Source organism: Xylanibacter ruminicola (assembly GCF_900107775.1).
GTDB lineage: Bacteria > Bacteroidota > Bacteroidia > Bacteroidales > Bacteroidaceae > Prevotella > Prevotella ruminicola_C.
Genome location: NZ_FNRF01000002.1, coordinates 384,752 through 401,209 on the forward strand (window position 1 = coordinate 384,752; position 16,458 = coordinate 401,209).

Here is a 16,458-nt window from a genome sequence, read left to right on the forward strand (position 1 = left end):
AATGTTAGAACTATGGATAATGGATTGCTGAATAATGGAGGTGTACTGCCTGCATGGTTTAATGTAGTAGTGCCCCAGGCTGATATTCGTAATGGGGTATTAGACGAGAGTGTATTTGCTGCTAATGTTGAGGCTGTAGCTACAGGCATTGCTCCTGTGGTGTATCAGGACATAAAGTACTTTTTTGAATGTACTTATCTTACAGATGGTATCAAAGACTTGGTGCGTCGCGTGGTGCAGGCTCTAAATGGTAAGGAGAGTCAGAACCGAGTGATATCACTCCAAACAGGATTCGGAGGCGGTAAAACGCACTCGCTTATAACGCTTTACCATGTTGTAAAGGATAGTGCAGCGTTTAAAGATTTAGGTGTGGCACAAACCATACTTGAACCAGGCGATATGCCTCAATTCAGTAATGCTAAGGTGGCCGTATTTACACAGAATACAGTAAATGTTGTGGATGGCCATCGTGTAGCAGATGATATCGTTACACATACTCTTTGGGGAGAATTAGCTTGGCAACTAGGTGGGCGTGAAGGTTACGAACTGATGCGCAGCGATGACGAGCAGATGATTGCTCCAAATGCCCAGAAATTTATGGCAGTATTGGAGAAAGCTAAACCTGCCCTAATACTGATTGACGAGTTGGCCGACTATTGTAATAAGGCTAGCGGTAAGATTGTTGGTAGCGGCACATTGTTTACACAAACAAATAGCTTTGTACAAACTCTCACCGAGGTGGTTTCTTCTGTCCCACAAACTATGCTTATCTGCACGCTTCCTGCTAGTGCACGCGAGGTTTCATCGAGCGAGATTGGCCAGGAAATCCTTTCGTCACTCGAAACGCGAGTTGTTCGTGTTGGTGCCAGCGTAAAACCTGTAGAAGATGAAGAAATATATGAGGTGGTTCGTCGTAGGCTATTTGACCGAATAACCAATGAGGATGCCATCGAGCAGGTAGCTCGAAAGTATAAAGATATGTACCACAATCGTCGTGACGCGTTACCTACTGAGGCTGATCGTGTGGCTTATGCTGAGCGTATTAAGAAAGCTTATCCTTTCCATCCAGAATTAATAAATATGTTCCATGTGCGCTGGGGAAGTGATTCAAGGTTCCAGCGTACAAGAGGTGTGCTGCGATTATTGGCAAGCATTGTTAAGGATTTGTGGATGCGAAAGAATTCATTAGTGGGTACGCAGGCTTTAATACAAACCTGCGATATACAGTTGGAAAACCTTCCAGCGCTGCAAAGTCAGATTACAAGTCTGATGGGGTCTCAATGGGATTCGGTAATGCATGCTGATGTAATTGGTTCGATAAGTAATGCCTATAAGGTAGACGAGAATAACGCAGGAGGAAATATAGGTAATTATCATTTGGCAACAGCTGTTACAACAACAGTGCTTATGGCTTCGGTAGGTTCGTCGTCCAAGAAAGGCCTATCACTAAAGGACCTGAAGTTGTGCTTACTAAAGCCGGATGCTTTTCAGCATAGCGACATAGATTCGGTGCTTTTCCAGCTGGAAAATGTGGTACATTATATGTATCGTAGCAACATTGGTGGTGAGCAGAGTTTCTGGTTCCAATCAAAGCCTAACATCAATATTCTCATTAACCAGGCTAAAGGTGATGTTAAAGAGGATGATATAAATGCCGAGATATTACAAATAGTGAAACAGTCTGTAGCGAATGTTGCGAAAGCGAAAGTCTTGGTTGATCCATCAGGAGATGTCCCTGAGCAGAAACAGCTTACGTTTGTTGTTATGCATCCTAAGTTTACAGTTGCTGCAGGAGGTGAAGTGAGCCGTTCTGCCCAATATGCAATTAAGCAGATGGCACAGATGAAGGGCTCGTCGCAGCGTGTTTATCGTAATACCATGCTGTATCTAGTATGTTCTGAGGCTGGCAAGGCCGCTTTAAGCATGAAGCTTAGAGAGTATCTGGCTTGCGACAAAATATTGAGTGAGTATAGTGGACAGCTGGATGCCGAACAGCGAAAGGATGTGCTGGATAGAAAGAAGCAGAGTGGGGATGCAGCTAGAGAACAGTTAATTCATGCATATAATACAGTTGTGAAATGTGTTCGTGATAACCTGCAAACACAAGAAATTGTTTCGTTTGCCTCTGAATTTGCCAGTCAGATTTCGGTGAATACATTAAATGAATTGCATGAAAACGGTTGGGTACTACGCCGTATCGGCTTGAATATTATCAACCGTCATGGCCTGATGCCAACTGTAGAGAAGCCAGTAAAGGTTAACGACTTGTATGAAGCATTCCTACGTTTTGATGACAAACCAATGATTTTGAACGCTGAGGCTATTACTGATACAGTAAACAGGTATTGCGAGGAAGGTATGTGGAATGTGGGAACTGGCGCAAGCGCTCCATATTCACGAATTTATCATGAGGAGCGTGTAACATTCCTGAATCCTACTGAGGAGGGGTATTGGTTGCTAGACCCGTCAGTAATGCCAAAACCTGCTGGAGGTCCCACTCCGGAACCAACACCTGGTCCAACTCCAGAGCCAACTTCTGGCGGAGATACGGAACCAACTCCGGAACCAACTCCTGCGTCGAAAGTATATAAGAAAGTTACGATTAGCGGAAGTATACCTGTAGAGAACTATCACCAATTGTTCCCCAGTTTTATTAATACTCTAAAGAATAACAATCTGAAGATAGAGGTAAAGTTTACGGCGTCAAACAATAGTGTTAGCCAGTTGGCAGACAATTCACCAATCGTAAAGAGCGTAAAAGAATCTGCATCACAGCTAGGATTAAACTTCGAAGTAGAAGAATGACTTCCGCATTAGATACCGCAAGAGGGGCAAGCATCATTTGTATTTGCTCCTTTTTTTCGTTATTTATCGAATTATTAGCATTATCTTGAATTAAAAGTTTGTTTTCTCTGAAATATTTACTATATTTGCCATTAGAAACAATCTAAGGAACAATATGACGCAAAAAAGAAACTTTTATTCAAGTGTACCTGGTAGCAGGCTGAGGAGTTTAGCTAAAAGTGTGAGAGATTATTCAAAACCCACACTTAATGAGATTGTAAAAAAAACAAGAACCTCATTAAACAACGCAAAGCCTAGTGAGTGGATAAAGATAATCTCGACGCCTATGGGGGGAATGAGGAAACGAAAGTAACGACAAGTTAATGTATAATCAACATGGCTATCAATAAAGAATAATTATGAGCGCTTTTCCTTATATATGGCTGCTGTTTAACACCAAAATAGGCAAGGTAATTCTTGCCTTGCTTGTAATTTATGTTATTATTTATGTATTCAAGTGGTGGACGCTTCTTATTGTTACGGTTATCCTGATTCTTTTTGCTTATGTTGTGTATGTGGCGCATGGAGATTCTAGAATGCTGAGAAAGATAAGGAAGGCTAGGTCACAAAGAAAAAGAGATTTATGATTACTCTTTATATGAATGTTGTAGATGTGTCAGAATAAATGTGGCCGCAATTTGCGACCACATTATTTGATTCTATAATGAAACGGCAGCTAGATCTGCGCTCATTTTTTGGATGGCTACCAAGATTTTTTCTTTGGTCTTTTCGCCTGCATAGGCAGCACCTATCTTGTATTGGCGCATTTTACTTTCGTTGATACCTGCAAACTTGGCAAATTTGCTGATGTTAATCCATTCGAAGTAATTGAAAAAGGACTGTAGATCGTATTTGTACTCAATCTTGATTTCCTGAAGATTCTTGGGAAGACTGCCGTGTTCTTTCACGTATTCTTCCTGAGCTTCCTTCACGATAGCTGCCATGTCGGCTTTGGCTTCGTCAACACTGTTTCCATACCCACCCAAACAGAAGTTTCCAATCTGGGCATCGCATGCAATGGAGTAATAACCATTGTCTGTTCTTTCCACAATTGCTTCAACCTTCATATTATTCATTGTTTTAAACCATCTAAAAGCCCTCCAACACTAGCAAAAGTAACGATTTTGTTGCTAACATACAAACAAAATAGTAACAATATTGTTATTGTTATACATATTTAACATAAAATGATCGCTTGATGTCAATAATTTGCTGATTAGTTTGTCTTTAGGTCGATTTTGTAAGGTCGGAGATTACAATTTGGGATTTGGCGAAAAATTTTATTGTCTAGTGGATTTTCTACGTTTTATTTACAAAATGTGGGCGTTTTTTGGTGGGGTGCTGCGACTCGCAGCAGGTATGTGTAGTAAAATAGTGAATCTATTGGAAAAACCAAGGATTTGAGCTGGAAATTTTTGGAATTTGTAGATAAAAAAGATTGGAATGCTTGTTTTTGTTTGGAAGAGAATCTATATATTTGCACCATAAATTAGAATAATAACTAAAATATTAACATCAAAAAGTAAACTAAAACATATGGAAATCAAGATCTTTTTTCTCAGGTATGTGCAAAGCTTACCCGACTTGTTTGGCAATGAGGTGGCTACCGATGGCACCCAAATGCTTAAGACTATAATGAAGAACGACTTTAAAAACCGTAAAACGCTTACGTTTGTAAACCCACGAAATGGAAAACATTACTCGCGCCATTATGGGATGATGGCGCAGGGTGGTATGGCCGTTATCAATGTGGGAGAGTTTGTTGATGGCAATTTTAATTATGCCATTGTGGGCATTAATCTGAGCTGCAGAAAGTATCCGCCTTATGTTGCGATATTCTGCCATAATAAGGCTATGCACAATGTGGATATGATTGCAGATATGGTGAAGCAATCAATGAACTGGGGACTGAGTGAGAATAATATCTCGGTAGTGTTTGAACCGTGTACTGAGCGGATTTATTGGGAGGAAGACTTTGTTCACTCGTATCTGAAGGGAATGGCCGATCGTCCCTTTAACCCGATGAACGACTTTGGATTTGAGATGCTGGAGGAAAAATTCGAAGCAGTTGGGAATGAGGTGATGAATAACAAACGTAAATCGGACAACTTGCTGGATTATGTGCATCCTAGTGTTAACAACAAGGAGAAGCTTGTGCACTGGCTGATTATCCAGGAGAAAGGAAAGATGACGCCAAAGGATATTATGCGCCCTGTTAGATTTTTGCAGGATAAAAAGATGTTGTATCGGCCCACAATGATTGCTTTTAATAAAGTTTGCCATAAGGAGGGACTTATCTCGGTGTCGTCGTTTAACGATTACACTAATTTGGCTAAAGACCTGTTTGTGAACGACGAGGCATATAAAGGCCTGGCAGAACAATTTAGCAACGCATTCTAACTTCACGAAAAGCAGTTACTAGCTGTTGGTTACTGGTGTTTCCCGGTTTTTAATTTTGCCGGATAACACCAGTAATTTTTTTGTGTTGATATCCTGATTATTTGTACTTTTGCGACCGATATTTTTAATGTCTGAGACAGGTATGGGCCCATTCTGTTTCGCAAACGTGAAGCAAGAATGAAACAAATTGTAATTGAAATTGAGGATGAGGCTTACGAGCCTTTTATGGGAATGTTGCGTCTTTGTCCTGCCGTAAAAGTGGTGGGGACCAGCATGGTGGTTGAGACGCGCGATGTGATAGACAGATGCGTGGCGTTGGCTATCAAGAAACTGCGAGAGGATAGGGTGTTTAAGCATCCTGGCGACTATACCTATATTATGAGAGGTGCAAACGAGGGGGTGATAAAGGGCATGGGCTTTTTCTATTATCCATCGGAGTTCCTGGCTTATTTAAGAGAGATTGGTATAGATAAGCTGCCTGGAAGAAATACGCTGTACGATGGTATTACCCGCACGTTTGGCAAATTCCCAGAGTGGACGTTTAGCGATCATCCTTCGGCTGATGAGGTGATGCGCCGTAAGAACGTGCTAAAACGTTTTTTGAGTGCTTATACCAAGATAAAATTGAACGTTTCGGACGCTTTTTCGGACTATTGAGGATTTTTCGGACGCTTTTTCGGACGCTACGTTTTTAAGCGCTGGCTGCACCAGAAAGTATGCATACCTTTGCACCGTCGGAAAGAAAAAACCGACGGTGTTCTTAAACTTACTGATACAAAGAACCTTCAGGAAGGCCTGAAGAAAAACGGAGAAAAGAAAACAGAGAAAGAAACCATTTAAAGGTCGCTTAAAAGGAGGCGACGTAAAACAAAAACAAATATGAAAATAACAGTAACTTGCGAAGAGGATTTGCTGAATGCGGCGGAGCAGATTTTAGCCAGTAAGATGGCCTTCGAGAACAGAATAACCGCTGGATGTTGCACCATCTCGGAGATAGCAAAGCAGCACCACATGAAACCCGACGACATGAACTCGTTCTTATGTGATGTTCACATCCTCCAGAAGAAGGGGCGGCGCTATCTGCTGGCCCCCAAATATCGCAACGAGGGCTATGCTGTGGAGTATCGAAAACCCCACATAACGTATCACGGACAGCTGAAGTACAAGGTGAGACTGCTGTGGACAGAGAAGGGTAGGGAGATGATTAATGAGTTGATTAAACATTAAAGATTGATGATGAAAAAGTTTGAAAAAAGAACGATGCGACATATTGCTGAGGGTGATCGCATTTACAGGGAGATGAAACAGGCGATGCTATCGGTAAGACCTACGATTGGTTGTGCGGTGGCGATGAACTATGCACTGAGCAAACTGATAGCCAATTACAAACTGGCCATGCAGAAACTGGATATCGACATAGATACGTTTATGCGTGAAATGGTGAGATTCTGGGAACAGCAGTTGGAGCGTGGTGATGACGACGACCAGTTGGACTTTGATGCTTTTGCCTATACCGTAGAACGCCTAACCGAGAGCCAGGGTTAATACCTGATTTGATGCTTTGATTTACACACACGAAACACACACATAATTTAGATACACGAATAGAATGAGAAAGAAATTTATTAACATCTTAAACGTTATTGAAGTGATGAACCGCTTGGAGAAAGGCCTTACTGTAGAGGGTGCACTGTTTATCGATAGCGATACGCATCAGCTCTCGTTTAAGCCCTACAAGAAGGCCAAGTATCAGCCAGGCTACTACAAGCGACCCAAACCTAAACTGATAAAAAAGCTGCCATGGGGCTGGCTTAAGCAGAGTACCCGTAACAACATTCTGCGCGTAAGCGTGCCGCTGGATTTGGGAACAGCGCATACCATGAACATTTTTAAGCAGAGCGCAAGCGAGGCTAACAATGCACTGATAGACATGGAGCTGAAAGAGTTCTGCTAGACATTGACCATTGACCATTGAACATTGAATATTGAAAATTAATTATGGGATTTTGTTACCAGAAGAACTTTAGTAATCCTACGTTGCCAGTTGACGAGGCCCAGTTTTGGGCACTCGTCAAGGCAAGCGAATGGAACGAGAAAATTGATAAGTATCGTGAAACTCACGATGCTGCGTTGAAGAGAAAACTGCCTGCCTTTATCTTCCAGGCTACGTTCGATGAAACCACATCTCCAAAAGGCAAAACAGGGGCCTGGCGCAAACAGAGTGCCACCCAGTTAACGGGATTGGTGGTGATGGACATCGACCATGTCGAAAAACCTCGTGAGGTATTCGACAATGTAATAATGAAAGAATGTAAAAATGATAAAAATGGCATTCTTTTGGTTTATATTACGCCCTCGGGTAAGGGCTTGAAGATTGTGTTTAAGGCACGGTTGGACTGGGGTAACCTGATTGACAATCAGCATGCCATGGCTAAGGTGCTTGGGGTGGAGGTTGACGAGAGTTGCAAGGACGCTAGCAGAATGAGTTTTATTTGTAAAGAATCTGACATTTTGTATTTGGATAAAGAACTTTTTACGTATGAGAATAAGGAATTTGCTGAGCGATATACTGCTCTATATCGAGACGGTTGTAGTCAGGCTACGAGAGAAGATGAATTAGGCTGCCGCGACAGGGGACAGGCGACCGACCGCGACAGGGGACAGGGACCAGTCACATCCTGTGACAGGTACCAGTCCCCAGTCACGGAAAAGGCATTCAAGGGGGTTGCGTATTCGGAGATTATTGATGAGTGGTGGCGGCAGAATGGAGGGGTGCCACAGGAGGGCGAGAGGAATGTGAAGCTGTATCAGTTGGCGGTGAGTTTGAGGGCGATATGCGATAACAACCGACAGTTGCTGATGGAGATTATGCCACGATTGGGACTGAGCGAAGAGGAGGTTCGCAGTATTGTGGAAAGTGCCTGCAAGGAAACACCCAAAGGCCTATCCAAAGCGATGCGGAGTGTGCTGGAGGGGCATAAGAATCCGTCTGAACAATCTGAACACGATATCGACCAATGGCTGTGGGATTGGGGCGAGCAGATTGAGGGTCTGTTTGACGACTTTCCGATACTTCGCGATGTGTGCAAAGGGCTTAAACGCAACCAGTATGCCTCGGCCTTGTTTGTGAGTGGCGGGTTTATGATGACGCTGATGACGCGATGCCGATATCGTTTTTATCATCGACCAGAGGAGCTGCGACGTCTGAACTGCGAGGTGATGGTGATTGGTGATCCTGCCAGCGGAAAGAGTTTTGCTACCCGCCTGTATAAGCTGCTGATAGCCCCAATTATTGCTGCCGATCGCATAGGTAAGGATGCCATCAACGCCTATCGCGAGCAGATGAAGACCAAGGGTGCCAACAAGGAGAAACCCAAGAAACCTAAGGTGGTGGTACGCGTACATCCAGCCCGCACCAGTAATGCCCAGTTTATTCAGGACATGGTGAACGCTGTGGAAGAGGTGGATGGCGAGCCCATGCAGTTGCACATGTTCACCTTTGATACCGAATTGGATAACACCCTGAGCATTCAAAAAGGTGGCTCGTGGATTGATAAGCAATCGTTGGAGTTGAAGGCTTTCCACAACGAGGAGGATGGACAGGCTTATTCGAACATGGACTCGGTGATCGAAAATTTTGTGGTGACTTGGAATTATATTTACACCGGAACGCCGTTGGCTTTGAGGGCAAAGATTAACGAGCGCAACTTTGGAAGCGGACTGGCCACACGATTAACCTGTATACCCCTGCCACCCACTAACTTTGAGATGATGACCCGTGAAAGCGTGGTTGACAGTGAGAGCGACAACCGCCTAAAGGAGTGGGGTGAGAAGCTGGACCGTATGAAGGGTGTGCTGAGTGTGGAGAAGATTGTGGATGAGCTGTACGACTGGACGGCACGTCGCATGGCTGATGCCAAGGAGAACAACTCGAAGGCTGAGGAGATGCTGCTGAAACGTTGTGCCTACCATGGGCTGAACTTTGCCGCGCCGTTTATTGTGATGCGCCACTGGGATAAGATGCATCAGGATGGTGCCTACTACTGCGGAGAGTTTGAGACCGACGAGGTAGATTGGAAGTTGGCTGAGTTAATCGTCAACATACAGTATGCCTGTCAGCGGCACTACTTTCTGGCTATGGCTGAGAAATATTTTGACGACCAGATGCGCGATAATGCGGCAAATGTTCGTCATAACAGCAAGATTATAGAGTGCTTTAACCGTTTACCCGATGAGTTCTCGGTAGAGGATATGATGCTGTGTTTCTCGATTGCCAAGGATAATATAGCCAGGGCACGTATCAGCCGTCTGGTGAAGGATCACTTTGTGGAGAAGGTGGGCGACTACGTAGAGAATGGTACCACTAAGGCGGTTTATCAGAAAACAGGTAAGGTGATGTGTTAGCACGCCGCACGCCGCAACTTTTGGAAAATGTAAAAATGTAATAATGAGAAAATGTAAAAATGGAAATAGTACAGTTGAATAATGATGCAAAGTTGTCCCCGAATTTTAAATTGGGGGAGTTCACCAGGAGCAAGTATCCTGAGGTGTATAACATCCCTAGTCACGAGGCGATTGCTAACCTCACCAACCTCTGCCAATGGCTGGAGGTTTTGAGGGAAAGATCCTCACAACCTATTATCATCAACTCGGGGTATCGATCACCACAGTTGAACAGGAAGGTTGGTGGGGCGGCGAACTCGAATCATTTAACGGGGTGTGCAGCGGATATCCGCACCAATGGCATGGAGCAGGCCATCTGCTATGCGGCGATACTGATTAATTATGCCATGGAGTCGCAGCAGGAGTTTGATGAACTGCTGATAGAGAAAAACCGCTATGGTGCCATCTGGCTGCACTTTGCAGTGCGCCCCAAGGATAATCGGCATAGGGTCGCGTTTTTACAAACGTAGATAAGTAACGTTATCAGCACCATTCTTTTAGGGTGCTGATGACGTTGAGGATGTGGTCGCGATGGGGAGTGACACGCTCGTTGAAGGCTTGCTGACACTGCTGGATGACAGCCTCGGGGAAGGAGTCGCTGAGGGCAAGCCAACTGTAGTTACGGATGCTTGCCACAGCGGCTATCTGCTGTTTGCGTAGGGCAATAACATCGGCTGGCAGATCCTCGAAATAATAGTCGATAGCAAGATCAAAAAAATGCTTGCCTAACTCGCGGGGCATGCCGATGATAGCCTCGTAATCACCAATTAACTGAACCATCGACGAATAGGCGTGTGCCAGGTCGAGTACGGGGTGCCCATAGCCCACTTCGCCCATGTCGATGAGCATGAGTTCGTCGCCCTGCACCATGGCATTCTTGGCCTGCAGGTCGAGATGCAGCAAGCGATTGCCAGCGGGCACGGCATCGAGAATCTGGAGTAATAGGTCGATATTTTCTTGTGAAAAATACCGACGGATATGCAGTACTTGTTTGCGTTCGTGCTCGAGGGCATTGGGCACACAGCTATCGGCTGGCACCTGGATGGCATGCAGTTGGTGGAACAGATTGGCATACTTACGGGCATACTCGGCGATACGCTCGGGTTGGTGCATGATGAGCGAACTGAGGGTATCGGCATGCAGTAGCTCGTAAACCAGACCGTACTGCGTGCCTACCTTGACGATATCGAACGAGATGGCGGTAGGCATACCCATCACAAAGGCCTCTTTCGACATGGTTATCTCGTTGCGCACCTCGTCGATGGTGGTACCATCTCGGAACACTTTTATAATGGTATCGTCGTTGTAGCGATAAACGGTGCCTACGCCGCCCACACCGAGGATCTCGCAACCCTCGATGCTCATCTGGCGCAGAGCGCGTTCTACGCACATTATCTTTACAAAACCGGTCATGCTAAGTACGTCGAAAACATCGGCATTAACCTCAACAAGTTTGAAATCCTTATATTGTTTGGCCAGCGAAAGCAGGATGCGCAAACCCGAACTCGACACGTATTCGAGCTCTGCAGCATTAATGGTAACACTCTGGATGGGGCCTTGGGCCGACAAAAACTGATTGATTTCGGCTTGTGTCTGCATGGCACATGAGGTGTCGAGTCGTCCGCAAAGGGTAATGATGGCGTGACCTTCGTTATTGGTAAATTGTAGCGTCATATTGCTTATGTTTTTAGTTATCACTTTGCAAAGATAGAAAAAAAAGTATAAACATCCAAGCATTTTCGAAAAAAGTGAGTACCTTTGCACCCAAATACATGATATAATGATTAACGAATACCAGATAAGAGTAACGCCGGAGGTGGCAGCACAGGAGGACAGACTGAAGAACTACCTGGGCGATGAGTATGGACTGAACCCGAGCGATATCAAGGGTGTACGCATACTGAAACGCAGCATTGATGCGCGCCAGCGACAGATATACGTGAACCTAAAGGTGCGCACGTATGTGAACGAACTGCCTACCGACGATGAATACCAGCACACAGAATACCCGAACGTTGAAGGACGGCCACAGGTAATAGTGGTGGGAGCAGGTCCTGGCGGACTGTTTGCTGCCCTGCGTCTGATAGAGTTGGGACTGCGCCCGATTGTATTGGAGCGCGGTAAGAACGTACACGACCGTAAGAAGGATTTGGCCAACATCAGCCGCACGCAGCAGGTTGACGGTGAGAGTAACTACTGCTTTGGCGAGGGTGGTGCTGGTGCCTATAGCGACGGTAAACTGTACACACGCAGCAAAAAGCGTGGTAATATCGAGAAAATTCTGAATGTGTTCTGTCAGCATGGTGCCTCGACGGCTATCCTGGCCGATGCACATCCGCATATTGGTACCGACCGATTGCCAAAGGTGATCGAGGCCATGCGTAACACCATCATTAACTGCGGTGGCGAAGTGCACTTTCAAACGCGTATGACGCGTTTGATCATTGAACATGGACCGTTCTTGCCTTGCAAGCCAGCAAAGCTGGAGCGGACCATTGACCATTTGGATAGAGTGGTAGGTGTGGAAGCTGTATCTGCGAACGGACAATTAGAATTCCGTGGACCGGTGATTCTGGCTACAGGTCATTCGGCACGCGATGTTTACCGCTATCTGGCTGAAGCTAAGATTGAGATTGAGGCCAAGGGTATTGCGGTGGGCGTGCGACTGGAGCACCCCAGCAAGTTGATTGACCAGATACAGTACCATAATAAACAAGGTAGGGGCCGATGGTTGCCTGCTGCCGAGTACTCGATGGTGACACAGGTTGATGGACGAGGGGTTTACTCGTTCTGCATGTGTCCCGGTGGATTCGTGATTCCTGCGGCTACGGATAAGGAGCAGATTGTGGTGAACGGCATGAGTCCGGCTAACCGCGGTACGGCGTGGAGCAACTCGGGTATGGTGGTTGAGGTGCGTCCGGAAGATCTGGAAAATGTAAAAATGGAAGAATTTAACAATGTAAAAATTGAAAATAAGGCATTACAGGTGATGGCGTTTCAGGAGCAGCTTGAAAAGATGTGCTGGCAGCAGGGCAATATGAAGCAGACGGCTCCGGCACAGCGTATGGCCGACTTTGTGAACGGCAAACTGAGTTACGATCTGCCCAAATCGTCGTATGCACCTGGATTGATATCCAGTCCGTTGCACTTCTGGCTGCCTAAGATGATTTCGCATCGACTGCAGCAGGGCTTTAAGGCCTTTGGAAAGAGCGCCCACGGATTCCTGACCAACGAGGCGGTGATGATTGCGGTTGAGACGCGTACGTCGAGTCCCGTGCGAATTGTTCGCGATAAGGAAACGCTGCAACATGTTCAGGTTCAGGGACTTTTCCCGTGCGGCGAAGGTGCCGGTTATGCAGGCGGCATTGTGAGTGCTGGTGTGGATGGCGAGCGATGCGCCGAAGCGGCAGCTCAATACATTGAACAATGTAAAAATTGAAAAATGTAAAAATGCAAAAATTAATAAGAAAAAGGTTTGGAAGTTCCAAATCTTTTTTTTATATTTGCACCATAAAATACGAATGAATCTATTAACTAAAAATTTGGAACGATATGAATAAGGATGAGAAATTTGTGATTACGATCAGTCGCCAGTTTGGTACCGGCGGACACGAGATCGGAGCTGAGATTGCTCGAAGGTTAGGTGTTAAGCTGCTCGACAAGCAGATTTTGAACGAGGTAGCTAAACGCACACAAGCAGTTGAGGACGCTATGGAAAAGATTGAAGCACGCAACCCTCTGTGGCGCGACGATTTCACCAACTTTTATCGCAACTATATGGCTAAGGCCGAGTACGACGGGGCTGAGCAGGATCAGACCAGTCATGAGCTGTTTGAAGCCCAGTGCCAGACTATCAAGATGATAGCCCAGAAGGAGAGTTGTGTGATTGTGGGTCGCTGCGGATTCTATATCTTTAAGGATCACCCCAATGCACTCAAGATATTTGTGCACAGCAGTGAGGATTGCCGTAAGCGCCGCATAGCTGAAAAATACGGACTCGACCTGCGCGATGCCGCTGCTATGGTGGTGGATAACGACTATAGCAGAGAGTTATATACTAAGACATATACAGGCTGCGAATGGTTCGATGCACGCAACTACGATATCAGCCTGGATGTGCGAAAATTCGGTATAAACGGCGCTGTAGATTTTTTAATGAAGTGTATTGAGTAGATTTTGCAGGAAAAATTTGTGTAAATACCAATTTTTTACTACCTTTGCACCTTGAAATTTCGAAGATAGTAATTACTAAAGAATTGGTATAATGAATATTTCCTACAAATGGTTGAAGGAATACGTTGATTTCGACCTGACTGCACAGCAGGTGGCCGATGCACTGACATCGACAGGTTTGGAAGTCGACGCATTGGAAGAAGTACAGAGTATTAAAGGCGGTCTGAAGGGCCTGTACGTGGGTAAGGTGCTTACCTGCGAGGCTCATCCTAACTCAGACCATCTGCATGTAACAACGGTTGACCTGGGTAAGGGCGAGCCATCGCAGATTGTGTGCGGTGCGCCTAACGTTGCCGCTGGTCAGAAGGTGATTGTGGCCGATCTGGGCTGCGTGCTTTACGATGGCGATAAGGAGTTTGTGATTAAGAAGAGCAAGCTGCGCGGCGTGGAGAGCAACGGTATGATTTGTGCCGAGGACGAGATTGGTGTTGGTACCAGTCACGATGGTATCATCGTACTGCCCGAGGATGCTGTAGTGGGCACACCTGCTGCAGAATACTACAACCTGGAGAGCGACTGGCTGATTGAGGTTGATATCACCGCCAACCGTGCCGACGGACTGAGCCACTGGGGTGTGGCACGCGACTTGTATGCCTGGCTGAAGAGCAATGGCTACGAGACCAAGATGCACCGTCCTGACTGCTCGAAGTTTACTGTTGACAATCACGACCTGCCCATCGAGGTGAAAATTGAGAACACCGAGGCCTGCAAGCGCTATGCCTGCGTAAGCATCAGCGACTGCGAGGTAAAGGAGAGTCCCGACTGGCTGAAGAACAAGCTGAACACCATCGGACTGCGCCCCATCAACAATATCGTAGATATCACCAACTACGTGATGATGGCTTACGGACAGCCTCTGCACACCTTTGATGCCGACATGGTAAAGGGTCATCAGATAGTAGTAAAGACCATGCCCGAGGGCACTCCATTCCAGACACTGGATGGCGAGGAGCACAAGCTGAGCGACCGCGACCTGGCTATCTGCAATGCCGAGGACCCCATGTGTATTGCCGGTGTATTCGGCGGTAAGGGTAGCGGTACTTACGAGACCACTAAGAACGTGGTACTTGAGAGTGCCTACTTCCACCCAACATGGATCAGAAAGAGCGCACGCCGCCACGGACTGAGCACCGATGCCAGCTTCCGTTTTGAGCGTGGTGTGGATCCCAATGGCACCATCTACGCCCTGCAGCAGGCCGCTATCCTGTGTAAGGAGCTGGCTGGCGGTAAGGTGAGCATGGACATTGTGGACGTATATCCCGAGAAGATGGAGAACGCCGTAGTGGATCTCTCATATCAGTATGTTCACGGCCTGGTTGGTAAGGAGATTCCTACCGATAAGATCAAGGCCATCTGCGAGAGTCTGGAGATGAAGGTACTGGAGGAGACTGCCGAGGGCCTGAAGCTGGAGATTCCTGCTTACCGTGTAGATGTTACCCGTCCTTGCGATGTAGTAGAGGATATCCTGCGCATCTACGGATATAATAATGTAGAGATTCCAACCCAGCTGAAGGGTTCGCTTGTGATTAAGGGCGATGAGGACCAGAAGCACAAGTTGGCTAATATCGTAAGCGAGCAGCTGGTAGGTGAGGGATTCAACGAAATCCTGAACAACTCGCTCACTAAGGGTGCTTACTACGAGGGACATAATGCCTACGCTGCCGAGAACTGCGTGAAGATTATGAACCCACTGAGTACCGACCTGAACGTGATGCGCCAGACTCTGCTGTTTGGTGGACTGGAGAGCGTACAGCACAACGTGAACCGCAAGCGCGCTAACCTGCGTTTCTTCGAGTTCGGTAACGTATATACATTTGATCCTGAGAAGGCAAACCTCGACGATCCTATGCAGGCTTACAAGGAGCAGTATCATGCTGCCCTGTGGCTCACAGGTAAGCGTGTTGAGGGCAGCTGGGCTCACGCTAACGAGGAGAGCAGCTTCTACGAGCTGAGCGCCTATGTTGAGAACATTCTGCGCCGTATCGGTGTGAAGCCAGGAATGATTGTTCGCAAGAAGAGCGAGAACGATATCTTCTCTGCCGGTCTCACCATCGAGAACCGTGGCGGTAAGAAACTCATCGAGATGGGTATCATTACCAAGAAGCTGCTGAAGCAGTTCGGACTGGATGCACCTGTATTCTACGCCGAGCTGAACTGGACTGCGCTGATGAAGGTGATTAAGAAGAACGAGGTGCTTTATACCGAGGTGCCCAAGTTCCCAGCCGTTAGTCGCGACCTGGCCCTGTTGGTCGACAACAGCGTAGAGTTTGCCCAGATTGAGCAGATTGCCCGCCAGACCGAGAAGAAGCTGCTGAAGAAGGTAGAGCTGTTTGACGTTTACGAGGGCGACAAGCTGCCTGCCGGCAAGAAGAGCTACGCCGTGAACTTTATCCTGCAGGACGAGGAGAAGACCATGGGCGACAAGCAGATTGAGGCCATCATGAACAAGCTCATCGCACAGCTGAAAAAGCAGCTGAATGCAGAACTGCGCTAATATTTACATTTTTACATTTTTGAATTTCTAAATTTAAATAAGTA

General features: G+C 46.3%; 13 protein-coding genes. 11 read left to right on the forward strand and 2 right to left on the reverse strand.

Annotated features, from left to right (window positions below; genetic code table 11):
* The first annotated feature begins 12 nt into the window (after positions 1–12).
* Positions 13–2,805, forward strand: coding sequence for an ATP-binding protein (locus tag BLU97_RS05645; protein ID WP_074760634.1), 2,793 nt, complete (start codon positions 13–15; stop codon positions 2,803–2,805).
* A 698-nt stretch (positions 2,806–3,503) separates the two neighbouring features.
* Here BLU97_RS05645 and BLU97_RS05655 read toward each other — a convergent pair.
* Complete coding sequence (locus BLU97_RS05655; protein ID WP_254771669.1) at positions 3,504–3,893, reverse strand: pilus assembly protein HicB; 390 nt, start codon at positions 3,891–3,893, stop codon at positions 3,504–3,506.
* A 487-nt stretch (positions 3,894–4,380) separates the two neighbouring features.
* Between BLU97_RS05655 and BLU97_RS05660 the strand changes: the two genes are divergently transcribed.
* From BLU97_RS05660 to BLU97_RS05690, 7 genes are all read left to right on the forward strand, one after another.
* Complete coding sequence (locus BLU97_RS05660) at positions 4,381–5,244, forward strand: hypothetical protein (protein ID WP_074760636.1); 864 nt, start codon at positions 4,381–4,383, stop codon at positions 5,242–5,244.
* A gap of 177 nt (positions 5,245–5,421) precedes the next feature.
* Positions 5,422–5,901, forward strand: coding sequence for a hypothetical protein (locus BLU97_RS05665; protein WP_074760637.1), 480 nt, complete (start codon positions 5,422–5,424; stop codon positions 5,899–5,901).
* A 222-nt stretch (positions 5,902–6,123) separates the two neighbouring features.
* Positions 6,124–6,471 (forward strand): phage antirepressor KilAC domain-containing protein, encoded by a 348-nt coding sequence (locus tag BLU97_RS05670; RefSeq protein ID WP_081352886.1) that lies wholly within the window; start codon positions 6,124–6,126, stop codon positions 6,469–6,471.
* Between the two features lie 6 nt (positions 6,472–6,477).
* Positions 6,478–6,789 (forward strand): hypothetical protein, encoded by a 312-nt coding sequence (locus tag BLU97_RS05675; protein WP_139208850.1) that lies wholly within the window; start codon positions 6,478–6,480, stop codon positions 6,787–6,789.
* A 64-nt stretch (positions 6,790–6,853) separates the two neighbouring features.
* Positions 6,854–7,198, forward strand: coding sequence for a hypothetical protein (locus tag BLU97_RS05680; RefSeq protein ID WP_139208852.1), 345 nt, complete (start codon positions 6,854–6,856; stop codon positions 7,196–7,198).
* A 44-nt stretch (positions 7,199–7,242) separates the two neighbouring features.
* The gene (locus tag BLU97_RS05685) at positions 7,243–9,648 is read left to right on the forward strand and encodes a BT4734/BF3469 family protein (RefSeq protein WP_074760641.1); all 2,406 of its coding nucleotides are present in this window, start codon (positions 7,243–7,245) and stop codon (positions 9,646–9,648) included.
* Positions 9,649–9,707: 59 nt separating this feature from the next.
* Positions 9,708–10,157 carry a YcbK family protein gene (locus tag BLU97_RS05690; protein ID WP_074760642.1) on the forward strand — a complete coding sequence of 150 codons (450 nt, stop codon included), beginning with the start codon at positions 9,708–9,710 and terminating at the stop codon, positions 10,155–10,157.
* 13 nt (positions 10,158–10,170) lie between these two features.
* Here the strand turns inward: BLU97_RS05690 and BLU97_RS05695 are convergent, their stop codons facing one another.
* The gene (locus tag BLU97_RS05695; protein ID WP_074760643.1) at positions 10,171–11,361 is read right to left on the reverse strand and encodes an STAS domain-containing protein; all 1,191 of its coding nucleotides are present in this window, start codon (positions 11,359–11,361) and stop codon (positions 10,171–10,173) included.
* Between the two features lie 106 nt (positions 11,362–11,467).
* Between BLU97_RS05695 and BLU97_RS05700 the strand changes: the two genes are divergently transcribed.
* From BLU97_RS05700 to pheT, 3 genes are all read left to right on the forward strand, one after another.
* Complete coding sequence (locus BLU97_RS05700) at positions 11,468–13,126, forward strand: NAD(P)/FAD-dependent oxidoreductase (RefSeq protein WP_074760644.1); 1,659 nt, start codon at positions 11,468–11,470, stop codon at positions 13,124–13,126.
* A 113-nt stretch (positions 13,127–13,239) separates the two neighbouring features.
* Positions 13,240–13,860, forward strand: coding sequence for an AAA family ATPase (locus tag BLU97_RS05705; protein ID WP_074760645.1), 621 nt, complete (start codon positions 13,240–13,242; stop codon positions 13,858–13,860).
* 91 nt (positions 13,861–13,951) lie between these two features.
* Positions 13,952–16,414: a phenylalanine--tRNA ligase subunit beta gene (pheT, locus tag BLU97_RS05710; RefSeq protein WP_074760646.1), complete on the forward strand. Its 2,463-nt coding sequence runs from the start codon at positions 13,952–13,954 to the stop codon at positions 16,412–16,414.
* Positions 16,415–16,458 lie beyond the last annotated feature (44 nt).